This window comes from Pseudonocardia kujensis, from assembly GCF_021283305.1.
GTDB lineage: Bacteria > Actinomycetota > Actinomycetes > Mycobacteriales > Pseudonocardiaceae > Pseudonocardia > Pseudonocardia kujensis.
In genome coordinates this window covers 46,535-68,411 of the sequence record NZ_JAJSOK010000030.1, presented here as the reverse complement: position 1 = coordinate 68,411, position 21,877 = coordinate 46,535, and the positions used below count along the sequence as shown (strand labels likewise).

Annotated in this window: 26 protein-coding genes and 1 tRNA gene; 7 read left to right on the top strand and 20 right to left on the bottom strand. The window is 71.1% G+C overall.

The genetic code is table 11. The features are described 5' to 3' along the window. Positions 1-62: 62 nt before the first annotated feature. Together LWC35_RS21185 and LWC35_RS21180 are read left to right on the top strand one after the other, a co-directional pair. Positions 63-1,013 carry an ABC transporter ATP-binding protein gene (locus tag LWC35_RS21185; RefSeq protein WP_232871913.1) on the top strand — a complete coding sequence of 317 codons (951 nt, stop codon included), beginning with the start codon at positions 63-65 and terminating at the stop codon, positions 1,011-1,013. Further along, positions 1,013-1,726: an ABC transporter permease gene (locus LWC35_RS21180; RefSeq protein ID WP_232871912.1), complete on the top strand. Its 714-nt coding sequence runs from the start codon at positions 1,013-1,015 to the stop codon at positions 1,724-1,726. The genes LWC35_RS21185 and LWC35_RS21180 overlap by 1 nt, the downstream gene beginning before the upstream one ends. Before the next feature lie 84 nt (positions 1,727-1,810). Here the strand turns inward: LWC35_RS21180 and LWC35_RS21175 are convergent, their stop codons facing one another. Together LWC35_RS21175 and dcd are read right to left on the bottom strand one after the other, a co-directional pair. Beyond that, positions 1,811-2,635, bottom strand: coding sequence for an alpha/beta fold hydrolase (locus LWC35_RS21175; protein WP_232871911.1), 825 nt, complete (start codon positions 2,633-2,635; stop codon positions 1,811-1,813). A 186-nt stretch (positions 2,636-2,821) separates the two neighbouring features. Further along, a complete protein-coding gene (gene dcd / locus LWC35_RS21170) occupies positions 2,822-3,403 on the bottom strand; it encodes a dCTP deaminase (RefSeq protein ID WP_232871910.1) in 582 nt (193 codons plus the stop codon). A gap of 69 nt (positions 3,404-3,472) precedes the next feature. On the opposite strand from dcd, the gene LWC35_RS21165 reads away from it, so the two are divergent. Continuing rightward, positions 3,473-3,546: transfer RNA gene (locus LWC35_RS21165), tRNA-Gly, on the top strand. A 101-nt stretch (positions 3,547-3,647) separates the two neighbouring features. On the opposite strand, the gene LWC35_RS21160 is transcribed toward LWC35_RS21165, so the two are convergent. From LWC35_RS21160 to LWC35_RS21120, 9 genes are all read right to left on the bottom strand, one after another. Next, positions 3,648-4,784, bottom strand: coding sequence for a tyrosine-type recombinase/integrase (locus tag LWC35_RS21160; protein ID WP_232871909.1), 1,137 nt, complete (start codon positions 4,782-4,784; stop codon positions 3,648-3,650). Continuing rightward, positions 4,784-4,999 carry a helix-turn-helix domain-containing protein gene (locus LWC35_RS21155; RefSeq protein ID WP_232871908.1) on the bottom strand — a complete coding sequence of 72 codons (216 nt, stop codon included), beginning with the start codon at positions 4,997-4,999 and terminating at the stop codon, positions 4,784-4,786. The genes LWC35_RS21160 and LWC35_RS21155 overlap by 1 nt, the downstream gene beginning before the upstream one ends. A 10-nt stretch (positions 5,000-5,009) precedes the next feature. Next, positions 5,010-6,683 (bottom strand): replication initiator, encoded by a 1,674-nt coding sequence (locus tag LWC35_RS21150; protein ID WP_232871907.1) that lies wholly within the window; start codon positions 6,681-6,683, stop codon positions 5,010-5,012. Then, positions 6,680-6,970, bottom strand: a complete 291-nt coding sequence (locus tag LWC35_RS21145) for a hypothetical protein (protein WP_232871906.1) — start codon at positions 6,968-6,970, stop codon at positions 6,680-6,682. The genes LWC35_RS21150 and LWC35_RS21145 overlap by 4 nt, the downstream gene beginning before the upstream one ends. A gap of 46 nt (positions 6,971-7,016) precedes the next feature. Next, positions 7,017-8,489 (bottom strand): FtsK/SpoIIIE domain-containing protein, encoded by a 1,473-nt coding sequence (locus tag LWC35_RS21140; protein ID WP_232871905.1) that lies wholly within the window; start codon positions 8,487-8,489, stop codon positions 7,017-7,019. Then, the gene (locus LWC35_RS21135; protein WP_232871904.1) at positions 8,486-8,650 is read right to left on the bottom strand and encodes a hypothetical protein; all 165 of its coding nucleotides are present in this window, start codon (positions 8,648-8,650) and stop codon (positions 8,486-8,488) included. The genes LWC35_RS21140 and LWC35_RS21135 overlap by 4 nt, the downstream gene beginning before the upstream one ends. Continuing rightward, positions 8,647-8,922, bottom strand: coding sequence for a WhiB family transcriptional regulator (locus LWC35_RS21130; protein ID WP_232871903.1), 276 nt, complete (start codon positions 8,920-8,922; stop codon positions 8,647-8,649). The genes LWC35_RS21135 and LWC35_RS21130 overlap by 4 nt, the downstream gene beginning before the upstream one ends. Before the next feature lies 1 nt (position 8,923). After that, positions 8,924-9,331 (bottom strand): hypothetical protein, encoded by a 408-nt coding sequence (locus LWC35_RS21125; protein ID WP_232871902.1) that lies wholly within the window; start codon positions 9,329-9,331, stop codon positions 8,924-8,926. Between the two features lie 132 nt (positions 9,332-9,463). Further along, on the bottom strand, positions 9,464-9,895 hold the full coding sequence (locus tag LWC35_RS21120; protein ID WP_232871901.1) for a plasmid replication, integration and excision activator: 432 nt from the start codon (positions 9,893-9,895) through the stop codon (positions 9,464-9,466). 173 nt (positions 9,896-10,068) lie between these two features. Here LWC35_RS21120 and LWC35_RS21115 point away from each other — a divergent pair, with 173 nt between their 5' ends. Together LWC35_RS21115 and LWC35_RS21110 are read left to right on the top strand one after the other, a co-directional pair. Continuing rightward, positions 10,069-10,830, top strand: a complete 762-nt coding sequence (locus LWC35_RS21115; RefSeq protein WP_232871924.1) for a GntR family transcriptional regulator — start codon at positions 10,069-10,071, stop codon at positions 10,828-10,830. Between the two features lie 12 nt (positions 10,831-10,842). Further along, the gene (locus LWC35_RS21110; protein ID WP_232871900.1) at positions 10,843-11,514 is read left to right on the top strand and encodes a YdcF family protein; all 672 of its coding nucleotides are present in this window, start codon (positions 10,843-10,845) and stop codon (positions 11,512-11,514) included. A gap of 10 nt (positions 11,515-11,524) precedes the next feature. Here the strand turns inward: LWC35_RS21110 and LWC35_RS40405 are convergent, their stop codons facing one another. The 3 genes from LWC35_RS40405 to LWC35_RS21095 all read right to left on the bottom strand — a co-directional run bounded on the left by LWC35_RS40405 (position 11,525) and on the right by LWC35_RS21095 (position 15,230). Continuing rightward, positions 11,525-12,283, bottom strand: coding sequence for a HEPN domain-containing protein (locus tag LWC35_RS40405; protein WP_232871899.1), 759 nt, complete (start codon positions 12,281-12,283; stop codon positions 11,525-11,527). Positions 12,284-13,472: 1,189 nt separating this feature from the next. Further along, the gene (locus tag LWC35_RS21100) at positions 13,473-14,405 is read right to left on the bottom strand and encodes an aminoglycoside phosphotransferase family protein (protein WP_232871898.1); all 933 of its coding nucleotides are present in this window, start codon (positions 14,403-14,405) and stop codon (positions 13,473-13,475) included. Between the two features lie 612 nt (positions 14,406-15,017). Next, a complete protein-coding gene (locus LWC35_RS21095; RefSeq protein WP_232871897.1) occupies positions 15,018-15,230 on the bottom strand; it encodes a hypothetical protein in 213 nt (70 codons plus the stop codon). Between the two features lie 21 nt (positions 15,231-15,251). Between LWC35_RS21095 and LWC35_RS21090 the strand changes: the two genes are divergently transcribed. Beyond that, positions 15,252-15,752 (top strand): GNAT family N-acetyltransferase, encoded by a 501-nt coding sequence (locus LWC35_RS21090; RefSeq protein WP_232871896.1) that lies wholly within the window; start codon positions 15,252-15,254, stop codon positions 15,750-15,752. Positions 15,753-15,937: 185 nt separating this feature from the next. On the opposite strand, the gene LWC35_RS21085 is transcribed toward LWC35_RS21090, so the two are convergent. Next, positions 15,938-16,231: a hypothetical protein gene (locus LWC35_RS21085; RefSeq protein ID WP_232871895.1), complete on the bottom strand. Its 294-nt coding sequence runs from the start codon at positions 16,229-16,231 to the stop codon at positions 15,938-15,940. A gap of 80 nt (positions 16,232-16,311) precedes the next feature. Between LWC35_RS21085 and LWC35_RS21080 the strand changes: the two genes are divergently transcribed. Continuing rightward, entirely contained in the window at positions 16,312-16,863 is a 552-nt protein-coding gene (locus LWC35_RS21080) for a dihydrofolate reductase family protein (protein ID WP_232871894.1), read from the top strand. Here LWC35_RS21080 and LWC35_RS21075 read toward each other — a convergent pair. The 5 genes from LWC35_RS21075 to LWC35_RS21055 all read right to left on the bottom strand — a co-directional run bounded on the left by LWC35_RS21075 (position 16,851) and on the right by LWC35_RS21055 (position 21,873). After that, the gene (locus tag LWC35_RS21075) at positions 16,851-17,195 is read right to left on the bottom strand and encodes an MmcQ/YjbR family DNA-binding protein (RefSeq protein WP_232871893.1); all 345 of its coding nucleotides are present in this window, start codon (positions 17,193-17,195) and stop codon (positions 16,851-16,853) included. The genes LWC35_RS21080 and LWC35_RS21075 overlap by 13 nt on opposite strands. Before the next feature lie 50 nt (positions 17,196-17,245). Beyond that, the gene (locus LWC35_RS21070) at positions 17,246-17,959 is read right to left on the bottom strand and encodes an alpha/beta fold hydrolase (protein WP_232871892.1); all 714 of its coding nucleotides are present in this window, start codon (positions 17,957-17,959) and stop codon (positions 17,246-17,248) included. Positions 17,960-17,975: 16 nt separating this feature from the next. After that, on the bottom strand, positions 17,976-18,809 hold the full coding sequence (locus LWC35_RS21065) for a DMT family transporter (protein ID WP_232871891.1): 834 nt from the start codon (positions 18,807-18,809) through the stop codon (positions 17,976-17,978). Positions 18,810-18,865: 56 nt separating this feature from the next. Next, positions 18,866-19,147, bottom strand: a complete 282-nt coding sequence (locus LWC35_RS21060) for a hypothetical protein (protein ID WP_232871890.1) — start codon at positions 19,145-19,147, stop codon at positions 18,866-18,868. Between the two features lie 662 nt (positions 19,148-19,809). Continuing rightward, positions 19,810-21,873 carry an Hsp70 family protein gene (locus LWC35_RS21055; RefSeq protein WP_232871889.1) on the bottom strand — a complete coding sequence of 688 codons (2,064 nt, stop codon included), beginning with the start codon at positions 21,871-21,873 and terminating at the stop codon, positions 19,810-19,812. Positions 21,874-21,877 lie beyond the last annotated feature (4 nt).

Here is a 21,877-nt window from a genome sequence, read left to right as displayed (position 1 = left end):
CAGCAGGACCGGTGACGCCCACGCCTACCGGGGGCCCGCGACCACCCGGCACCGTGGTGGCCATGACGGAGACGGTGAGCGAGCCGGCGGTGACCGGCGCGGGGGGACGCGACACGGCCGTCCGGGTGCGGGGGCTGCGCGTGCGGTACGGGACGTTCGAGGCCGTCCGGGGGGTCGACCTCGAGGTCCCGCGCGGGGAGGTGTTCGCGCTGCTGGGCACCAACGGCGCGGGCAAGACGACCACGCTGGAGGTGCTCGAGGGGTTCCAGCGGCGCAGCGGGGGCGAGGTCTCGGTGCTCGGTCTCGACCCCGGCACGCAGCGGGCCGCGCTGCGGGCGCGGATGGGGATCCAGCTGCAGGAGGGCGGGTTCGTCGAGGAACTGACGGTCCGCGAGACGCTCGAGCTGTGGGGGAAGCTGGCGGTCCGGCCGGACCGGCCCGACCGGCTGCTGGAGCGCTTCGACCTGGTGCACCGGCGCGACGTGCGCGTCGGCGCCCTGTCCGGCGGGGAGAAGCGACGGCTCGACCTGGCGACGGCGGTGTGGGGGTCGCCCGAGCTGGTCGTCCTCGACGAGCCGACCACCGGTCTCGACCCGGGATCCCGGCGCCGGACCTGGGACGCGATCCAGGAGCTGCAGGAGGGCGGCCGCACGGTCGTGCTCACCACGCACTACCTGGAGGAGGCCGAGGCCCTGGCCGACCGCGTTGCGATCATGCACGAGGGGCGGCTGGCCGTGTCCGGCACGCTCGAGCAGATCCTCGCGAGCCGGCCGGCCGGGTTCTCGGCGACGCTGCCCGACGGCGTCACCCCACCCGACGGCGTCGCGCTCGACGGCCGGACGCTCCGGGTGAGCACCACGGACCTGCAGCGCGACCTCACCGCTTTCCTGGCCTGGGCCGCCGAGCGCGGGGTGCGGCTGTCCGATCTGCGGGCCGCGCCGGCGTCGCTCGCCGACATCTACCACTCGATCCGCACCGACTCGGACACCCGGTCGACACGTGAGGAGGCGTGATGGACCGCATCGCCGCGCTGGTCCTGTCCGAGCTGACGCTGATCCTGCGCAACCGGACGCTGCTGACCTCGGTACTGATCGTGCCGCTCGCCCTCGGCGTGTTCCTGACGTTCAGCCAGATCGACTCGCCGACCTACGTCGTGGCCATGCAGGTGGTGTTCGCGCTGGGCATGGGCGTGTACGTCGGCGGGACCCAGACCCTGGTGGCGCGCCGGCAGACCCGCGTGCTCAAGCGGTTCCGGACCAGCGGGATCTCCGACGGCGGCCTGCTCGTCGGGACCGTCGGGCCGGCGGCCGTGCTCGCCCTGGGGCAGCTGGTCCTGTTCGGGCTGTTCGACGTCGTCGCCGGCCTTCCCGCGCCCGGCGCGCCGCTCGCGCTGCCGCTCGCCGTGCTGGGCGGGCTCGCCCTGGTGACGACCGCGGCGCTCGCGACCGCGATCGTGACGCCCTCGGCCGAGCGCGCACAGATCACCACCCTGCCGCTGTTCTTCGTGGTGGTCGCGTCCGCGGTGATCGTCGCCGTGGTCCCGGCCGACGGCTGGCCCGACCTGCTCGCGCTGCTGCCGGGCGGGGCGATCGGCGCGCTGAGCCGGATCGCCTACGGCGCGCCGTGGACGCCGTACGCGCTGGTCTCGCTGGTCGTCTGGCCGGTGCTGTTCGGGTGGCTGGCGGCGCGGAACTTCCGGTGGGACGCGCGGCTCGCCGCGGTGTGAGGGGCGAGGCCCGACCGTGACGGGCGGGGGAGTCGGGCCGGCAGGCCGCTCCCTCGCCCGGCCCGTCCGACGTGGACGGGTGCGCTACACGGCAGCCGGGTGTCGTTTCAGGAAGTCGGCGAGCGCTGCGGCTGCGGCGGACGGCTGTTCCATCTGCAGGAAGTGGGTGGCGCCGTCCAACACGACGTCGTCCATCCGGAGGAGCCACGCGCGCAGCAGGTCCCGCCCCTCGCGGATCACCGGCAACGTCCTGGACCCGAGCACGTACAGCACGGGTTGCCGGAGGGTCGCCACCTGCTCGGCGGTCAGCTCCCACGCCCCCAGCGAGGCCAGGTCCGACTCGAACAACGTGGCCGCGTCCGTCTCGGCCTGCTCGACACCGCCCGGGACGGTGCGCTCGACGTTCTCGCGCCAGTGCGAGTCGCCCACGGCGGTCATGAAGGCGTCGACCGCCGCCACGCGGTCACCGCGCTCGTACATCTGGAAGACCGGCGCGACCTGCTCGAAGAAGCGGGGGCCGCTGGGGACGGCCAGCAGGGCCGGCTCGAACAGCGCGAGCGTCGCGACGACCTCGGGTGCGTCGATCGCGAGCTGCAGCGCGATCACGCCGCCGTAGGACTGCCCGACCACGTGGGCCTGCCGCACCCCCAGCTCGGCCAGCAACGCGCGGCAGTCACTCACGTGCTCGGAGACGGCGACGGCGCCCTGCACCGGGCTGCTTCCTCCGTACCCCCGCCGCCGGTACCGGACGGTGCGGTAGTGGCCACGCACGGCCGGATCGATCGCGACGGGGAGGTACGAGTCCGCGATGCCGGCCCCGTGGACGAACACGACGGTCTCGCCCGAGCCCTCGACGGCCACCTCCAGCTCGACCCCGTTCACGGACACACGGTCCATCGCCTGGCTCATGACGACCTCCTCGCCGTCGAGATCAGTGCAAAGCGGGCACTCGCGGGGAAAGGGCATCAGACGGTACTCCCCCCGGGGTCCGCCGCCCAGCCCCGCGGGCCGGCTCCCGGGGACCGCGCTCCTCCTCACCGAGGTCGGGACGCTGGACCGCGAACGGCGGCCGCCCCGGATGGACGCCCTCCCCGCTCAGCGCCGGGTGTCGACCTTGTGGAAGTTCTTCCACGCGCGCGAGGGCGTCGGGCCCCGCTGGCCCTGGTAGCGGGAGCCGACGCCCTCGCTGCCGTAGGGCCGCTCGGCCGGGCTGGACAGCCGGAACAGGCACAGCTGTCCGATCTTCATGCCGGGCCAGAGGGTGATCGGCAGGTTCGCGACGTTGGACAGCTCGAGCGTGATGTGGCCGGTGAAGCCGGGATCGATGAACCCGGCCGTGGAGTGGGTGAGCAGGCCCAGCCGGCCCAGGCTGGACTTGCCCTCGAGCCGCCCGGCCAGGTCGTCCGGCAGGCTGACCTGCTCGAACGTCGACCCGAGGACGAACTCCCCCGGGTGCAGCACGAAGTTGTCCCCCTCGGCCGTCTCGACCGGCGTGGTCAGCTCGTCCTGCTGGATCGACGGGTCGATGTGGGTGTAACGCGAGTTCTGGAAGACCCGGAAGAAGCGGTCCAGCCGCACGTCGATGCTCGACGGCTGCAGCATCGCCTCGTCCCACGGGTCGAGCCCGAGGCGCCCGGACTCGAGCTCCTTGCGCAGGTCGCGGTCCGAGAGCAACACGCCCCGCAGCCTATCCGGGGAGGTGGATCGAGGGCCGCAGCGGGGATGCTAGAGTCGCTCTCACGCACTGCGGATGTAGTTCAATGGTAGAACATCAGCTTCCCAAGCTGAATACGCGGGTTCGATTCCCGTCATCCGCTCCAGCACTGAAGGCCCAGCTCAGACGGTGTTCACACCGGAGCTGGGCCTTCGTCGTTCCGGAGATCATCTGCTCTCGCAGCAACAGCACAGCAACAAGGTCCGCTCAACTGGCGCCGCGGTGCTCGTCGACGAGGGCCGACAGACGATCGGCGATGAGCCGGTCCGCATCGCTCGTCGCACGCTGGTAGATGAGCGCGGCACGCATGTCGTCGTGTCCCATCCGCGCCATCAGGTCCTTGGTCGACATGCCCGCCTTCGACGCCCAGATGTTCCCGGCGTGCCGGAGGTCGTGGAAGTGGACGCCGGCCAGGCCGAGCTTGCGCATCAGCGCGGGCCACTTCACCCGCTGACCCCACGCACCTCGGTGCAGCGCCCTCCCCTGTACTCCCGTGAACAGCAACGCGTCAGGACCGGCGTCGACGAACTCGGCCAGGTGGTCGACGAGGTCCTTCCGGATCGCGGCCGGAACGGCGACGGTGCGGACGCCGGCGCGAGACTTGGGCGGGCCGACGACAAGCCCCTTGCCCCGAACCTCGGAGTGGGCGAACGCGATACGCACCGTGCTGCCGTCGGGAGCGACGTCCTGGCGGCGCAGCGCCGAGGTCTCGCCCCAGCGCAACGAGGCGAACGCAGCAAGAAGGATCATCGCCCGCCAACGACGGTTCGGCATGGCGTCGGCGATCTGGAAGACCTGCGCCACGGTGAGGACGGGCCGCTCGTCCCGGTTCTCTCGATCGGCACCGCGGATGCGGCAGGGGTTCGCGGTGATCAGCTTGTCCTCTTCCACCGCGGTGTTCAGCACGGCACGTAGCAGCCGGTACGCCTTCGCAGCGCTGGTCTCGGACACTCCGCGCTTGGTGAGCAGGTCGGAGCGCCATTGCCGAACGGTCGCGCTCGTCAGACCGGCGAGGGGCACGGTGCCGATCTCCGGAGTGATGTAGCGCCGCAGCAGCCACTGGTACAGCTCGACGGTGCGCGGCCGAAGCGCGGGACGCTGGATGATCCACTGCTCCGCGTAGTCCGCGAGCGCCACCTTCCCGCGCTCGGGGTTCGTCCAGTCACCAGCGACGATCACGGACTCGACCTTGTTCAGCCAGCGGTCGGCATCCCGCTCCCGCTTGAAGCGGTGCGGAGCGAAGTGGCGCCGATTGTCAGGGCCGAGGTAGCTGGCCTGGTACTCGCCGATCGGCGTCTTCCGGATGCTGCCGAAGCGGCGCCTCCTGCCCTTGTCGTTCGGCATCAGGCAGCCCCGCTGAGGTCTCGCCGCACGCGGTCGTCCGTGATCGCTTCCACCCGTCCGGCCTGCACGAACGCGTCCAGGTCGACGACCGCGATACGAACGTGAGCGCCCACCTTGTGGAAGGCGATCCGGCGTTCGGCGACGAGCCTGCGCACGAAACGGACCGAGGTGTTCAGGTGCTCGGCCGCCTCGACGACCGTCAGATACACAGTCATCCGCTCCCCCTCAGGCTGCAAGATCGTCGGTTGCCGAACGCTCGGCGTCGGGTGGGTCGCCAGCGGCGATGAGTGCGGCGTCGTAGTCGGCGCGCCATCGCTGTCTCTGGTTGATCGCGTGCAGGAGTAGGACCTGCCGTGGTGGGACGTCGGTGTCGCCGGGTGCGGTGCGTTCCCAGGCGAACGGGCCATCGTCGACCGGGTAGGAGGGCTTGACCCCGGCGCGGTCGAGGAGTTGCCGAACGAACTCGGCCCGCTCGGCGCGGTGGTCCTTCAAGCTCTTGTTGGACCACTTGCGGGAGACGAGGACGCGGCGGCCGGCGATGCCGAGGTGTTCGGGCTTGTGCGCCTTGCTCTTGCACTGCCCCGGCTTCGTGGACAGTCGCGCGCCCTTGGGTTGGATGCCGTAGAGCAGCCAGATCCCGCACCGCGGCGAGCACGGGGTGATGGCGAGTTCGGCGGTGAGCCGGCGGTGGTGCTCCCGCAAGCGGGCGGAGGCGTTCTCGGTGATGCCGGCGGCTTGGGTGATCGACTTGGTGAGGTATTTGGTCAGGTAGCCGACGTGGCGCCCGGCTTCCTCGGTTCCGCCGAGGATGCCCTTCACGTGGACCTGCGTCCCGAAGGTGACGACGTGGGTGGGTTCGGTAAGGACGTCTGGGTCGGTGGCTTCGTCGAAGGTCGGCAGCGCCTCGCGGGTGTGGGGGTCGATGAAGCCTTTGTCGCTGTCGGCCCAGCGGGGCAGCCGGTCCCCGTCGTGGGTGATCGTGTCGTGGGCGGGCCAGAACACCTGGTGGTAGGTCGCCGCCGCGATCGCTTTGAGTTCGGAGCGGGGGATGGTGCCGCGGATGGCGGCGTGGAAGTGCGGAGCGCCGCGTTTCTGGGGCTCGACGGTGCCGAAGTACTGCACCTCCCACCCGACGCAGCGGCGGGTGTTCTGCCAGAACCGGTCCACCAGGCGCGGGAAGTGGATCGCGTCGCGAGCGGCGCGGCGGTAGTCGTAGGCGTCCGGGTCGAGCGCGGCCCCGTCGGCGTCGACCCGCCCGTAGGAGTCCAGGGTGAGGGTGAGGAAGGTGGAGGGCCGGTACTTGCCGCCGAACACCTCGCCCACGGTGCGGTTCTCCACCGGGCGCCGCGGAAGGTCCGGGGCGTCCTGCCGCCGCCGGGTGGTCCGCCGCACGGCCCTGGGCAGTGGGTCGAGCGGAGCCAGCCGACCGCGGACGCCGGCCGCGCGGATCTCTGCGTCCAGCTCGGCGACGGCTTCGCGGATCTCCTCGCAGTCCTCGTCCAAGCCATCGCTGCGAGCGGTGGTGTACGCGGCGTGGAGATCGGCGCGGTAGGCCAGGAGCCGCTTCTGGTGCTCGGTCGGATCGGAGGGCTTGTCGAACGGTTCGTGCTCGAGGTGCCATCCCTCGCGAGCCTGGACCATACGTTCGCGGCGGGCCTTCTCCGCACACGGGCGGCACTGGTCCTCCCGAGTCGACTTGCACGGCGTCGCGACGACCTCGACGCGTCCGGTGGTCATGTCGATGCGGCGCATCGCGAGGGGGCGGACGCAGACGCCGTTGTCCTCAGCGAGCCGCTGGGCGACGTCGTCCGAAAGCGCAAGGAGCGCCTTCTGCGCGCGGGTCAGCGACTCCTGGTCGACGTGGGCGGGGATGCCGTCAGGGGCGGTCTGGGTGGTCATGCGGCGTCCCTCCGCTCGGTGGGGTGGCTGGTGCGCCAGTGCCGGGTGTGCCGCGTCAGCGCGGGCTCGTTGCGGATGGCGGTGAGGCGGCGACGGATGCGCAGCTCCCGACGGACCAGCGCCACGACCACCCACAGCCCGCCGAGCGCGAGGACGACGGTCAGGAAGGTGTTGCCCCAGAACGCAGCGGTCGGGCCGAGGGAGGTGGCGAATCCGGCGGCGAGCAGCAGGAACAGGCCCAGGTGGATCAGACGGGTCTCGGTCGAGCGGCCACGGCTGAACGCCATCACACACCCCCGCCCAGCAGCACAGACGACAGCGACGGGTGGGTGGTCATGCTGCGGCCTCCGGTCGGTGCGGGGCGGGCAGGACGGCAGGACTCGATCCGTCGCGGACGTAGGCGTCCAGCTCGTCGAGGTGGGCGTCATCGAAGTGGAAGGCGCGGACGCGGTCGATCTGGCGGCGGCCCTCGGACAGCACCCACGCCACGCCGGGGGTGTCGTCGCTGATCTCGTCGGCGGCGGCACCGCGGGCGCGGGCTCCGTCGCCGAGGGCGAGGTTGACCTGGTCGGGCTCGTCCAAGCGCATGGCGATCTTGGTCGGAAACAGGTGCCGGAAATCCAGGACAGCCTTGCGCGGGTCCTGCACCTGCCCGACCACGCACACCCCGGGCGCACGGCCTTGGGAGGTAATCGACTGCAACGCCGCGTTCGCGCGAGCCTTGAGGTTCCGGTCGGTCTGGTAGGCGACGACGTCGGCGAGCTCGTCGACGACCAGGAGCACGAACGGCTGCCCCGACTCCGGGGTCCATGCCTTCTTCTTGGACTCCCGGAAGTGCGCGGCGCGCTGGCGGGTGAGGGTGGCGACGTGTTCGAGCAACTCGACCGCGTCCGGCCCGTTGTCGTAGACGAGGCGGGTGAACAGGCCGGGTGCGCGGCCGAGTTCCATCCCACCCTTCGGGTCGACGCCGAACACCTGCACCCGGCCGGAGCGGATGGCCGGGGCGAGTGCCCAGAGCAGCGCCCACACCACCGAGGACTTCCCGGCCCCGGTGGAGCCGACGACCAGGAGGTGGTTCCCGAGCAGGCGCAGCACGAACTCCCGCCCGGTCTCGACCATCCCGACGACGAGGCGGCCGAGGTCGACCACCGCGTCCGCGGCGGAGAGCAGGGGCGGTGCGATCGGGGCGGCGAGGGTGTCGCGGTGGATGAGGTCGAGCCAGATCCGGCGGGGCTTGTCGACCCGGACCCTGCACGAGGTGGCGCCGAAGGCGTGCGCCAGCTCCGCGGCGCGATCCTCGAAGTCCTTCGGGGCCTGCCCGTGCAGGAGCCCGACGAGCACGCGGTCCCGCCAGCCGTCGGCGCGGACCCGGCGCAGGCGCGGGTAGTACCAGGACCGCCCGACCCGCCGAGCAATCCCGGACAGCCGCATCGTGCGCCGCCAGACGATCGCGTAGACCCGAACCCGACGGAACTCCGAGGCGAGCTGCGCGCCCACGGTGCGGGTGAACGAGTCCCGCCATCGCCACCACCAGCCCGCGAGCACCGCGACGACGCCCAGGGCGACGCCGAGGGACCACCACCAGCCGTGCCAGCACCCGAGCACCACCAGGCTCGTGGTCGTGGTGAGCGTGATCGGGTAGCGGTAGACGCGGCGGGCGGCGAAGTTCACGGCGACCGCGAGGACCCCGACCGCGATCACCGGGGACAGCACGGTCAGGACGGGCTTGGGCAGCATGGTCCACCACGGCAACCGTGGGCGCTCGATCTCCAACGGCGCCGGGGAGGTCCAGTCCTTGCGGCTCACGAGCGGGTCTCCTTCCTGCGTCGGGGCCGGGTGGTGACGGCGGTCAGCGGGAACAGCACGGCCTGGCCGAGGTGATCGGCGCAGCGCCGGCGGCGCGGGTCGGGCCGCTCGGGCAGCGGGGTCCGGCACACCTCGCAGCGGTCAGGTCGGGTGGTCGTCATGCCGCGTCCGCCTGTCCGGTGTGGCCGGGGTCGGCGAGGGCGTCGCGCTCCTCGGGGGTCGTCCCGGCAACGACGCCGAAGCGAGACCCCGTTGGCTCCCAGCGCATCTGATCGGCCAGGCAGGCCGTGCGGACGGGGCAGCCTGCGCACACCCGGCGAGCAGCGGCGACACGAGCCGGGTAGTCCGGCGCAGTGTCGTCCGGGAAGAACAGCTCCGGGTCGGTGCCCGGACGAGCGCACAGCGCGCCGGCGGGGAAGCCGATCACGCGCATGTCAGGCCACCCCCAGCTCTGCCCAGTTCGACAGCGCCCCGGCCGCATCCGAGGTCGGGCGACGCTCGGCGCGGGCGCGCCAGTCGGCGGCGGTCTCCCGCCAGAACCGGGCCTCGTCGCGCTCGTGCAGCTCCGCACGGCTCACCGCGGCGATGTAGAGGAACGGCACCCCGGTCGGGGTGTGCCGGTAGAGCACCCGCCACCACCGCGCGGAACGGTCATGCAGGACCGCGAGCCGATCCGCCCGAGCGGCCCGATCCAACGCGGAGACGGCGGGGGTGTCGCTGGCGGCGTCGAGCTGCACGCGGATGCGGTAGAACGCCGCATCCACAATGGCCGGGATCGAACCGGGCACGGCGCGGTGGTCGGGGACGAACGCGGGCGGGTGGGACTTGCCAGTGCGAGTCATCTAGCCTCGGTGTCCTTCCAAGTCTGGCTGTACTGCCTGCTCAGGGCGTGTTGCGAGGCGAGGGAGAACGGAGGGGAGCCCGCCGCAATCGGGCTCCCCTCCACCCTCGATCGGTGGTCGCGTCATCGGTGCTCAGGCGGCCTCCGAGTTGCCCCCGGACCGCGGGGTCGGCTTGCTTCCGACGGTCGGGGCACGCATCGAGGTGGCCCGGAAGCTGTAGGCCACCCGCGGACGACCGCCGTTCTCCTGCACGTACGGGGTCACGGTCAGCCCGTCGAACTCGACCGGACGGAACGGCATCCCCGCGAGGGTCTCCGGCGGCACCGGCTGGTGAGTGGCGACGAGCTTCACCACGACGGTCTTGTCTGCCCGTCGGGCGTCGGGGTCCGCGTCGAGCACCGACACCGACCAGACCGGCAGCCCGGACTCCTTGTCGAGCTGCTGGACCGGGCGGCCCGCGCTGGACTTGTCGAAGTCCCGCACCGCCTCGACCTCCGACACCACGTAGGCGCCGTGCGGGAAGACGTCCCCCATCGAGACCGGGAACCTGTTCTTGATCGCCATCGCTGCTTCCTCCGCTCGTGGCCCGCGCCGAGAGCCAGCGCGTTAGAACCAGCTCTATTGGAGCAATCGGGAGCGACACTGTCAATAGAGGGGGCTCTATTGACCGCGCGGGCCGCAAGCGAGGTGGTACAGCTACCGTTATCGGAGTCAACCAGGGAGGACCATTGAGCACGGTGGGGTACCGCGAGCTGGCCGCGATCCTGCGGGACGCGATCCAGCAGGGCACCTACGCGCCCGGCGACACCCTGCCCAAGCAGGACGAGCTGGCGGCCACGCACGGGGTCAACGTCAAGACCGTCCGCAACGCCGTGGCCATGCTCGAAGCCGAAGGCCTCGTGACCCCGATCCGACGCCGCGGGACGGTCGTCCGGACTCCGCCGCCGATGCGCCGCCTGGGCGTCGAGCGCTACAGCAAGAAGAAGTGGAAGTACGGCGACGTCGTCGCGTTCGCCGCCGACCGCGAGGCCTCAGGCCGCGAGTGGAAGCCCAGCGACCAGACCCAGACCGTCTCCCTCGTCGACGCCGACGCCGAGATCGCCGAGGCCTACGACATCGAGCCCGGCACACCGGTCTACGCACGGGCGCGGCTCGTGAAGGACGGCGACCAGCCGACCCACACACTCACGAGCTACTACCTGCCCGCCCACGTCGAAGGCACACCGCTCGTCGACCCAACACCAGGCCCGGCCGGGCGCGGAGGAGGGTTCGCCGTCCTCACCATGCAGGGCCTCGAACCCGACCACATCACCGAGTCGTTCCACGCGCGCATGCCCACCCCGGACGAGGTCGACCAGCTCGACCTCCCCGCCGGCGAGCCGGTGATGATCCTCAACCGCCGCACCTTTACCGCAGACGGAACACTCGTCGAAGTCGCACGAGGCGTCCACGCAGCCTCACGCTTCTCCTGGACCTACTCCTTCGACATCCCCGACTAGAAGGACCCTGCGATGCCGAGCACCACCATCCCCGCCGAGCTCCGCGCCGACGTGGAAACCCTGTGGGAGTTCAACCAGATGCACCACGAACTACGGCCCGTCGACCTCGGCATCGGACTCGGCAGCCACGACCTCGGCGTCGCCACCTACACCGCCGAGCTGTACCACCAGGGCTACTTCCCCCGAATCGTCTTCACCGGCGCCAACGCCCCCACCACCATCGAACGCTTCCCCCGCGGCGAAGCCGTCCACTACCGCGAACACGCCCTCTCCCTCGGCGTCCCCGACGAAGCCATCCTCGTCGAACCCAACGCCACTAACACCGGCGAGAACATCGACTTCACCCGGGCCCTTGTCGAGAACGATGACCCACCAGTCCGCTCGGTCATGCTGATATCCCGCCCCTACCAGCAACGCCGCGCGTACGCGATGTGCCGCCTACGATGGCCGAGCGTGAAGATCATCTGCGCTTCACAGATGATTCCACTAGAGGAGTATGTCGCGAATATTGGCAACTCTGAGCGCGTGATAGATATGCTCGTGGGCGACACCCAGCGTCTATGGATTTACGCTGAAACAGGATGGGCGATACCCCAACCGATACCAAACTTCGTCCGATTAGCCTATGAGCGCATGGTCAATTCTGGCTATACTAGGCGACTCGCGATCGACCCCAATAGTTGACCCCTGGCCGCTACGAGCTTTTCAAAAGGACCGCTGCGCTACGCATCGATCCATCTGCCAATTCGAGTATCTCGGTGCGCTGGCCAACTAGGCACTTTACTGCTCGAATAGCGATATCTAAAGCATCCCAACACAACTGATTCTCAGAAGACTTGATTACGCCACTGCCATGAACTACTCGGCTACGCAAGCCATATATCCGAGACACGAGGCTCCGCATCTCCTCGCGCCGATTCTCGTCCGATTCGAGAAGGACAGCGAGACTCATGCTGATCCGGAACGTCGGCTCGCCCTCACTTGTGCCAAAAATATTCTCTAGGGCAATAACTGAGTCGACAAGAAGATCTGACACCTCACGCCTTTCTGCTACGGCACGCAGTATCCGGCCGAACGCAAGATCAAGGCGGTGCGCTGCAGGAGTATCCAACTTCTGATACCAGTTTCCCCAACGCTCAACCTCTGACTCGCTCAGATGCATTGGCATAAAGCTGGAATTCCCGCGTGGATCATTCCAGGACGAGGCCGAAGGCGTGTGAGCTAGCGGGTCGGCCAGATGGCGCCATGTTGGCACTAGCTGCGCTCGCTCAGGTCTCTCCACTGTAAGCATCAGCGCGATCCGCAAGCGCCGAATTAATCGCTCCATCTCCTCGTCAGGAGCGACTTCGTTCGGCCACTGGAACGACGAGTCAGGATCATTCATGGACTTCTTCGACCGCTTGACTCGAAAGGGATAGTCGTACTCTAGGATAATATCCCCGTCGTAATTCACAACGGCTTCATTTCCCAAGCTGTCGGTACCCGATACTTGACCGGCCAAGAACTCGGGTGCACGCTCGCGATCTCGCGGGCCAGCCGAGCGTATCTGACCGCGTTCCAGAGGGAGGCTGCTACCTTCCGGAATAGAGACTCCAGTAAAGGCACAGTACGCTCTTATTGAGGCAACATTGCCTGCGAGAGCCGTCCGCAGCAGTCGTAGCAGTTCACATGCACGTTCGACAAGTCCCTCGACCGTTCGATTGGAGGGCTCCAAGTCATGCCACGCCGAATGTATAAGGGTACTCGGCATCATTGAGAGCTGAACTGATCCCCCCTGTCCGGTACTGCGATACAGCATCGCGTATGTACCGGTGTGCCCCCCGGGGTCCTGATGAATGAAAGCCTTCCTCAGTACAGGGTCTACAAGAGCCGCGTCCTGAAACTCGTTGGAGTGGGGATCTCCGAGTATCGCCCGACTTAGAGCGATCGGCGCGAATCGAGGACCTGGAAGCAATTCGTGCTCTTCGAGCGGGAGCAGCAGACCGATATAGGAATTTCGAGCAATCTCGGCAAGTGCATGCTCGACCGGGTCCTGGCGTCGACCATGAAGTGATACACCGACCGCCTCTTCGTGCACTCGACGAGCATTCGAGCGCCCACCCTCATACTGTATTAGAGTCCACGCAACCAGGTTTCGAAGTGCCCGAGCGCCAACACCTTCGCCCAGGCTCTTCCGAAAGTTCGACAGGTCATTTGCGACCCGCCGGGGCAGCTGCGGGAGAGCCTCCGAGGCAGCAGGCAGATCCACGTAGCCAAGGAGGTACGAAAGCGCCTCGGGCCCGATGGCTTCACGGATTTCGTTCAGGCCCGCATTGACTTCGTCCTCCGGCATCTGACCATCCTAGCGAGAACTTCATCCAGCACAGGCAGGTCGCTGAGGTGGACTCGTGACGCCAAGTCATACTGCGAGGTTCGGGGTGCCGACGATGTCATTGGCTCGAATGTGGCAACTCATGCGTACCGCGTCGAGTGTCTGGCGAAGACCGAGGCCGATTGGCCGAAGCCCATCACTTGCCGAATCCGCCTGTAGAAGATCAAGGCGCCGCCTGCGGCGGCGCGGGCCGGCTACGCCGGCACCGCTCGGCTCGCTCGCTCCTGCCTCCGGCCCGCTCGCGGCCGGCGGCACCAGCTACCCGGCCCTCTCAGCCGAGGGTCGCCTCATCCCACAGCGAGATCAGACAGCGCGCCCGTCGCTGCGCAGCGTCCGACCCAGCTCCCGCCTGCGAGATCGCCAGCACCGGCGCCAGAGCCACGACCCACGCAGTGATGCGCTCGGCGTCGAAGCAAGGGACGAGCTGGGCAAGCTCCTCAGCCGCTCGAAGCACACCAGCGCGCGTGGGCGCCTCACCACGAAGGACCCAGTCGATCGCGTCGAAGTGCGAGTCCCCGAGGCACGCGCGGGGATCGATCGCCACGACCGAGCCACCACGGCCGCGAAGCACGTTGCCGGGGTGAAGATCCCCGTGGACCAGCCGAGCAGGCGGCTCGGGGTCGCTCGCCAACGCGACGGCCAATCGCTCCGCCTCATCCAAGGTCTGCGGGCCCACGAGCTGATCACCCCCTGCCTCGATGCGTCGCCGCGTCAAGCCGAACAAGAACTCCACGCGCTCGACGAGAGACGGGACGTGCACGGAGGGCACTTTGACTGAGCTGGTCAAGTCGCTCAGCAGTGGCGCGACCTCGACGAGCTGCCAGTCGTCCTCAACGAGGGGCGTGCCCGGCGAAACACCCGCCAAAAGAAGGGCTCCGTCGGCCTCGTCCGCAGCCAGCAACTCGACCACGTGCGGTAGGCCCGCCCAGCAGCGGAGAGCGTCAGCCTCCCAACGCCCAATCTCCGCGTCCGGACACAGCTTCACCACCACCGGCGCACCCGCCCGCGAGCCCCGGAAGACCACCGAGGTACCGCCTGCGGAGACCTCTTCCAGATCCAGGCCCCACGCCTCTTCCAGCTCCTGCAGTCTGCCGGGGAGGTCGTCCAGCCAACTTCCAACACTCTCGCCGAAGCGCGCCGCCAGCCGCAGCTTCACCGCCGGGTCCAACCGCAGCGACAGCGCACGCGCAGCCTGCTCGTCCACGGCCACAGCATCCACGACCGAGAAGGAGCGGGCTCCGCCCACACCCGACACCGCTCGGAGACCAGGGGAGTGCTGGCCTCCTCACGGCGCGCCGAGACGGCTACCGGACCGAGGGGCGGGCCGCAAGGCGGGACAGCGTGCCTTGCAGCCCACCCCTCGCCCCGGCAGGGTGGAACCCGCGCCGCGAGGAGACCAGCACGAGGGCACCCGTGACGTGGAAGACCCCACGACGAAGTGGATCACCACCGCAACAACAGGCCAGCAACAAGCAGGGGTCAACGGCGGTCAATCTCGGGCACCCTAGACCGACCCGGCTCGCAGGTCAGAGCCACCTTCCTCAGGCGTCCCGCTGGTTCCCAAGCTGAATACGCGGGTTCGATTCCCGTCATCCGCTCAGAAGACGAAGGCCCAGCTCACACGGTGTCCACACCGGAGCTGGGCCTTCGTCGTTCCTCGATCGACGTCTGTCGTCTCCCTCGGTGCCCTCTGCCGCTCGGCCGGCCCCGCGCACGGCCGAGCACGTCGGCGCTCTGGTCCTCGCCTTTCTCACCACGGCGTTCGGCCCACCGAGCGAGCCGTCCATGCCGAACCCGGCGCACGAGACACGATCCCTCACGCCGAGCCGACGTGGTGTCCGACCGCGGCGAGGTGGGCGGCGTGATGTTCGGTGCGTCCGAGAAGACGGGCCGCAACGGTCCGGGGCTGCTGCATGTCGTCGTCGACGATCCGGACGAGCGCCGTGCGCATGGGCAGTGCCGCGACCCGGGGTGGGCAGCGCTCGCCGACGCGGGCGGCCCGGCCGCTGCGCGACGCTCGCACGGTCACACCCCACACCTGGAGGACACCGTGCGCACTCCCACCCCCTTCGCCCCGGCCCGACACCTCGACCCGCTGCTCAGCGTCGAGGGGGCGGGCGACCGCTACCACTGCCCCGACCTCACCAGCCTCGACGCGCACCTCGCCCGGCTGCGCCGCCGCATCGACCGCGACGGCGGCCGGAACCCGGCGGTCGTCGCGACCTGGCGCGCCGACCTCGACCGGCTGCTCGACCGCCGCGCCTGGCTCACCCTGCCGGTGCTCGACGAGCGGGCGAGCCCGGCAGTGACCGCGCCGTCGGCGAGGTCCCGCACAGCAGGCCACGCGGGGCCCGCCATCGACCCGCGACACCACCGCGCGGGGGTCGGTCGGGCACTGACCGAGCACGCCGCCACCCGGCTCCGGGAGCGGGGCAGCACGGTCGCGATGGTCGAGACGGGCGGGGATCCCGGGCACCCACCCGCCCGGGGCCTCTACGAGCGGGGCGGTGACACGCCCCTGCCCTGCGTGCGGTACTTCCGCACCCTGTGACACCCCCGAGCCGAGGCCCCTACCCGTTCGCGCGGATCCGGCCGGTAATCGACGGGCTGCACCGGACCGGGAACCCAGAGGCGCTGCGGGCGGCGTGGCGGAGCGGCGCGCCACGCACGACGCCCCGGGCCCGCGCCGTGCTCCGTGGCGCCGCCCTGCTCCACGCCTACCTGGAGGAGCCGTGCTCAGGCGACCCGCGCGACCAGCCCGTCGAGGACGCCGACGTGCGCCGCGGGCACCCGGACGTCGAGCGCCGTCCCGTCGAGGGCGAAGTCGAAGAAGGAACAGCAGGCGCTCTCCCGCGCGACGAGGTCGGCGGCGTCGGCGTCCCGCTCGGGGCGCAGCGTCAGCCGCAGGTGGCCGGCGGCCACGCGGACCGCCTCGGTGACGCCGGTCGACAGCAGCTCGTCGAACTCCGCCACCCGCAGCGGACGCTCGGCGGTGGGCAGCGTGCACGCCTCCGGAACCCAGCTCGTCATGCCGCCACGGTAGGCCGATGAGTTCCGCGCCGACCGGCGGTCGGAAGGGGGACATCCGAGGCAGGAGAGGACGGCACCCGATGCGCGAGATCGTGGTCTCCGAGTTCACGACCCTCGACGGCGTGATGGAGGCGCCCGGCGGCGAGCCGTCGCACCCGCACACCAACTGGGTCTCCGAGCACGGCACCCCCGAGTTCTTCGAGTTCAAGTACCGCGAGGTGGTCGAGGCGGGCGGGCTGCTGCTCGGCCGGACCACCTACGAGAGCTTCGTGGGCGCGTGGCCGCAGCGCGAAGGGGAGTTCGCGGAGCGGATGACGGCGCTGCCCAAGTACGTCGCCACCTCCCGCCCGCAGGAGCTGACGTGGAACGCGCGCCCGCTGGTGGGCGAGGTCGTCGACGCGGTGACCGAGCTGAAGAAGGGCGACGGCGGGCCGCTGCTGGTCAACGGCAGCGCCACGCTGGTCCGGACCCTGCTCGCCGCCGGTCTGGTCGACGAGCTGCGGCTGCAGGTCTTCCCGGTCGCGATCGGCGGCGGCCTGCGGTTCTGGCCCGAGGACCGGTCCAAGGTGTCGCTGCACCTGGCCGACGTCACCCGCTACGGCGACGTCCTGGTCCAGACCTACCGGGCCTGACCGTCACGATCGCGCACCAGCCGGGCGGGTGCCTTCCGCCGCCACGCCTCCTCGACGAGCTCCGCGAGCTGCGCCGGGTCGATCTCCGTCAGGTCGACGAGGATCGAGCCGTACCCGTCGTAGTGCGGGGTGGTGAAGAAGGCCGGATCGCCCGAGGCGAGCAGCGCCTCCTTCTCGTCCGTGCCGCACACCAGCATCAGCCCGCCCTCCGCCTCCGTGCGCAGCCGGGCGAAGCCCTTGCCGCGGACCTTCAGCGCGGGTGTGCGGTAGGAGGTCGAGACCTCGACCTCCGGCAGGGCGGTCGCGATCGCGACGACGTCGTCCCAGGTCATGGGGTCGATCCTCGCCGACGGGGCACCCGGCGTCGTGGAGGAAACGGATCTCAGGCCGGCGTGTTCGCGGCCAGGAACTCGGCGACCGCCTTCTGCGCCATCGGGACGCTGTCGGGGTCCTTCCACGACTCCAGCAGCGACGCGTTCGGCGCCAGCCGGGCCAGCGTGCGCGAGGCCGCCTGCGGGTGGAACTCGTCGTTCCCCATGAGCACGAGGATCGGGTGGTCGAAGCGCTCGACGTCGGCGTCGGAGACGCTCCACAGCACGTCGTCGCCGCCGTAGAGGTTGTCCCGGAGGCCGGCGAGGTCCTCGGCGGGGATCCCGCGCTCCTCCCCCCAGCCCCGGACCATCTCGTGGAACCGGTCCCGGTTGTCGGACAGCCCGATGGGCTGCAGCGCCACGGCGGCCGCGATCCGGTCCGGCGCCGTGCGCAGCAGGTTCGCGATGAACGCGCCCCCGATGCACATGCCCAGCACGTGCGCCCGTTCGACGCCCGCGTGGTCGAGCACGGCGAGCTGGTCGGCGGTGTAGGTGTCCCACCCGTCCGATGCCGAGACCGGGCCGGAGGAGCCGCCCCCGGCATTGCGCTGGTCCATCGCGATGACCCGGTAGAGCGGCGCGAGCTCGTCGACCGGGTTCCACGGGGCGCGCTGCCAGGCCTCGATGGTGGACCGCAGCCCGCCGGGGGCCAGCAGGAGCACGGGGAAACCGGAGCCGTGCTCCTCGTAGTGCAGGGTCACCCCGTCGCGGGTGAAGGTCGGCATCGGTGCTCCTCGGCTCTCAGCGGACGTGCCGGCGCCGACGATGCCCGGCCGCGGGCGTCGGCGCATTCGCGAGGGCGACCACGCCCGCGACCGAGACCACGAGGCCCGCCGCGAAGGGGACGAGCCAGCCGTGCCGGATCGGGTCGCCCAGCAGCACGATGCCCACCAGCCCGGGGACGATCACCTCGGTCACCGAGAACACCGCCGTGACGCCGGCGAGGTTGCCGATCGCCAGCGCCCGCGAGTAGCAGGTGATCCCGACGACCCAGAACACCCCGATGAGGTAGGTCGCCGGCTGGCCCGCGAGCTGGCCCACGTCGAACCCGGCGTCGGGCGCCAGGTGCACGGCGCGGACCGCGAGCGAGGTCCCGCCGAAGCCCAGACCGGCGATCAACGACAGGGGCCAGGCCACGGGGAGCCGCCACACCGCGATCGCGGCGACGGCCAGCGCCGCCACCGACGAGGCCAGCACGACGATCGCGGTGCCGGAGAAGTCGGCCGGCGCCTCACCGCCCGCGCTCCCGGCGACCACGCCGAGGCCGAGGACACAGGCCCCCACGCCCACCTTGTCGATCGTGCGCAGCCGGACCCCGTAGAGCCCCCACGTCGCGACCGCCGTCAGGGCGATGGACAGGCCGAGCGCGGCCTGCACCGCGAAGACCGGCAGGTGCCGCAGCGCGACCACCGTGCAGATCCAGCCGAGACCGTCGACCAGCAGACCGGCCACGTACAGCGGGCGCAGGGCCAGGTGCGTGCGCGACTCGGTGTGCTGCGCGGCGGCCGACTGCAGCAGCCCGGCTCCGCTGTTGAGGACGGTCGCGCAGAACGCGAACAGCAGGCCGGTCAGCACGGGTGCACGCCTCGGGCCACCTCACCACCGTGGCACGGCGGCGGGCCGCCGGCAGCTCACACGCGGGTGCGGTCGACCTCGACGACGCCGCGCGGGGCCGGGACTTCGAAGAACCCGCTCATGAGCCCGCCGGGGACCGCGGCCTGCTCGTAACGGGCCGCGCGGGCCTCCTGCAGCCGGGCGCGAGGCTTCTCGGACAGGTGCACGAACAGCAGGACGAACGCCGTACCGACCAGCGCGGGGATCCCGATCAGCAGCACCGGCCACCCGAAGGCGAGATACGCGACGACGACCGCCGCGGCCTCGAGACCGATCACCAACCCTGCCAGCCGACCCACCGCGGGATCCTCCTCGACACTCGTCCCGTACGGCGCCCGCGTCCGCGGGCGCCGCAGTCGACTATCGGTCGGCGGATGCGGGACGTCACGCCGAGTACGGGAGCCGAGACGCAACCGAGACCCGGATCGGGTGACGGGCCACCCGACGGCCTCCTCCCGGCCACGCTCAGGACACCGAACCGGTCCACCCAGAACGCAGCCGCCGCCGCGTGCGAGACGCGTTATGGATCCACAACGCTGTTCAGGGGGCTCCTCGGACGCACTGTGGATCCATAACGCTGAAGACTGAGGGGCGCGTTCGGGGCGCATGCGCCAGGCGGGCGGGCGGACCGGAGGGGGGTGCCCAGGACGTCCTACGCCGCCGGCCTCCCCCGTCGAGCACGCTATGGATCCATAACGCTGCCAGTTGGCCCCGTCGACCGCGTTATGGATCCACAACGCCGCCAACGGGCCCCGTCGAGTGCGTTATGGATCCCCAACGCCGCCAGCGGGCCCCGTCGAGCACGCTATGGACCCATAACGCTGCCAGTTGGCCCCGTCGAGCACGTTATGGATCCACAACGCTGCCACCGCGCCCGCCTGAGAGCGCTATGGATCCATAACGCTGCTCAGGGGGCTCCTCGGACGCGGTATGGAGCCATGACGCTGGAGGGGGAGGTGGGTCAGGGGGCGGCGGACGGGGCGGCGCTGCTCGAGGGGGCGGCGGCGACGCTGCTGGTCGGGCTGCCGTCCGTCGACGGGGTGGAGGGGCCGGGGTCGGTCACGGGGTCGCCCCCCGGGTTGCCGGTGTTCCCGCCGCCGGTGTTCCCGCCGCCGGTGTTGCCACCGCCCGCGGTGTCGCCGCCCGTGTTGCCGCCGCCGGTGTTGCCGCCCGCGGTGTCACCACCGGTGTTGCCGCCACCGGTGCTCCCGGTGCCGGTGTTCTCGCCGCCCGTGCCGACGGGCGAGGAGGGAGGCGGGCCCGGTGCCGGGGGGCCGGGGACGACCGGCCCCGGCGCCGGGACGACGGGCGCAGCGGGGGCGGCTCCGCCCGCCGCCGGAGGCCGTGCCCCACCCCCGGCGGGCGAGGTGGCGGTGCGGCCGGCGTTCGCGTTGCCGCCCGACCCCGCGGACCCGGTCTGCGCGGAGGGCGCCCGGACCGCGGTCGTCGGATCGAGGGTGGCCGCCGTCCTGGTGGGGTCCGCGGCCGAGACGCCGGAGGCCGGCACGTTCATCCCGCCGACACCGGTGCTCACGGCGGGCGCGGCCGAGGGCCAGAACACTGCCGCCGCCACCACTCCCACGGCGGCGAGCGCCCCGCCCAGCCCGACCAGCAGGCCGACCGGCATGCGGCGACGGCCGTCGGGCTCCGGGTCGTACTCCCAGTCCGGGTTCGCGGGCGCGGCACCGGGCAGCCCGGGACGCGGCGGGGGACCGGCGGGTGCCCAGCCGCCGGTCGCCGACGGGGACGGGGCCGGGCCCACGACGGCGACCGGGCCGGTCGCGCCGGGGTCGGGCGAGCCGATCGCCACGGTGGCGCCGATGAGCGCGGGCAGCGAGCCCGAGGGGGAGCCGGTGAGCGCGCTCGGCGAGGGCGCCTCGAACCCGCCGGTGGCCGTCGCGGCGCCACCGGGCACCGGGGCCAGCGCCACCGCGGGCCAGGACGCCGTGGGGCGCGGCGAGACGGCGAGCGCCGCCCCCTTCGCGATCGCGTTCTTCGGGTCGGTGTCGACGGCGACGGGCCGACCGAGCTCCTGCGACACGAGCTGCCCGACCAGCGGCACGCGCGAGGACCCGCCGACGAGCAGCACGGCGTCGAGCGCCGCCGGCTGCAGCCCGGCCGAGGCGACGGCCCGACGGAGCGCCCCGACCGTCTCCGCGACCCGGTCCCGGATGACGTCCTCGAACTCGCTGCGGTGCAGCCGGACCGAGCCGCGGTGGCCCGGCAGCAGGACCGGGATCGCGGTCTCGGTGTCCGCCGACAGCGCCTCCTTGGCCTCGGTGCACTCGCGACGCAGCCGGGCGACGGCGGCGAGCACGGCGGGATCGGCCTCGTCGAGACCCTCGAATGCCTCCGGCAGCCCGGCGACGACGTGGTCGAACACCACCTGGTCGAAGTCGACCCCGCCGAGCCGCTCGATCCCCTCCGGCCGCCCCTGCAGGGCGAAGTGGGAGCGGTCGGTCTTGCGCACCACGGCGGCGTCGAAGGTGCCGCCGCCGAGGTCGTAGACGGCGATGGTGGAGCCCGCGGCCACCCGCTCGCCCGCCGCGTAGTGCAGGGCCGCGGCCTGGGGCTCCGCCAGGAAGGTCACCGCGAGGCCCTGCCCGTCGAGCGCCTCGGCCATCAGCTCCAGCTTGTGCTGGCCCCAGGAGGCGGGGTGGGTGAGGGCGATCCGCTCGGCGGGACCGCCCTCGCGGTCGGCGACCTCGTCGACGATCCAGCGGACCAGCCGGGCGCACAGCTCCTCCGGCGCCCAGCTCCGCCCGCCGACGACGATCGGCGTCGCGTCCCCGACGCGGCGCTTGAACTCGCGGACGACCCGGTCCGGGTCGGTCACCGCGCGGCGCTCGGCGGCGTCGCCGACCAGCACCTCGCCGTCGGGTCCCACGAACAGCACCGAGGGGACGTCCGTGCGGCGCCCGGAGAGCGCGACCATCTCCGGGGCGACCCAGTGCTCACCCGCCGGCCGGCACACGGCCGCCGCACTGTACGTCGTACCCAGGTCGATGCCGAGCTGGTAACCCATCGTC

Excerpts from the sequence above, each read along its gene's own strand:
- LWC35_RS21185 (WP_232871913.1), top strand. The coding sequence starts at position 63 with ATGACGGAGACGGTGAGCGAGCCGGCGGTGACCGGCGCGGGGGGACGC.
- LWC35_RS21180 (WP_232871912.1), top strand. The coding sequence starts at position 1,013 with ATGGACCGCATCGCCGCGCTGGTCCTGTCCGAGCTGACGCTGATCCTG.
- LWC35_RS21175 (WP_232871911.1), bottom strand. The coding sequence starts at position 2,635 with ATGAGCCAGGCGATGGACCGTGTGTCCGTGAACGGGGTCGAGCTGGAG.
- LWC35_RS21160 (WP_232871909.1), bottom strand. The coding sequence starts at position 4,784 with ATGCCGAACGACAAGGGCAGGAGGCGCCGCTTCGGCAGCATCCGGAAG.
- LWC35_RS21155 (WP_232871908.1), bottom strand. The coding sequence starts at position 4,999 with ATGACTGTGTATCTGACGGTCGTCGAGGCGGCCGAGCACCTGAACACC.
- LWC35_RS21150 (WP_232871907.1), bottom strand. The coding sequence starts at position 6,683 with ATGACCACCCAGACCGCCCCTGACGGCATCCCCGCCCACGTCGACCAG.
- LWC35_RS21145 (WP_232871906.1), bottom strand. The coding sequence starts at position 6,970 with ATGGCGTTCAGCCGTGGCCGCTCGACCGAGACCCGTCTGATCCACCTG.
- LWC35_RS21135 (WP_232871904.1), bottom strand. The coding sequence starts at position 8,650 with ATGACGACCACCCGACCTGACCGCTGCGAGGTGTGCCGGACCCCGCTG.
- LWC35_RS21130 (WP_232871903.1), bottom strand. The coding sequence starts at position 8,922 with ATGCGCGTGATCGGCTTCCCCGCCGGCGCGCTGTGCGCTCGTCCGGGC.
- LWC35_RS21125 (WP_232871902.1), bottom strand. The coding sequence starts at position 9,331 with ATGACTCGCACTGGCAAGTCCCACCCGCCCGCGTTCGTCCCCGACCAC.
- LWC35_RS21120 (WP_232871901.1), bottom strand. The coding sequence starts at position 9,895 with ATGGCGATCAAGAACAGGTTCCCGGTCTCGATGGGGGACGTCTTCCCG.
- LWC35_RS21110 (WP_232871900.1), top strand. The coding sequence starts at position 10,843 with ATGCCGAGCACCACCATCCCCGCCGAGCTCCGCGCCGACGTGGAAACC.
- LWC35_RS21085 (WP_232871895.1), bottom strand. The coding sequence starts at position 16,231 with ATGACGAGCTGGGTTCCGGAGGCGTGCACGCTGCCCACCGCCGAGCGT.
- LWC35_RS21080 (WP_232871894.1), top strand. The coding sequence starts at position 16,312 with ATGCGCGAGATCGTGGTCTCCGAGTTCACGACCCTCGACGGCGTGATG.
- LWC35_RS21075 (WP_232871893.1), bottom strand. The coding sequence starts at position 17,195 with ATGACCTGGGACGACGTCGTCGCGATCGCGACCGCCCTGCCGGAGGTC.
- LWC35_RS21070 (WP_232871892.1), bottom strand. The coding sequence starts at position 17,959 with ATGCCGACCTTCACCCGCGACGGGGTGACCCTGCACTACGAGGAGCAC.
- LWC35_RS21055 (WP_232871889.1), bottom strand. The coding sequence starts at position 21,873 with ATGGGTTACCAGCTCGGCATCGACCTGGGTACGACGTACAGTGCGGCG.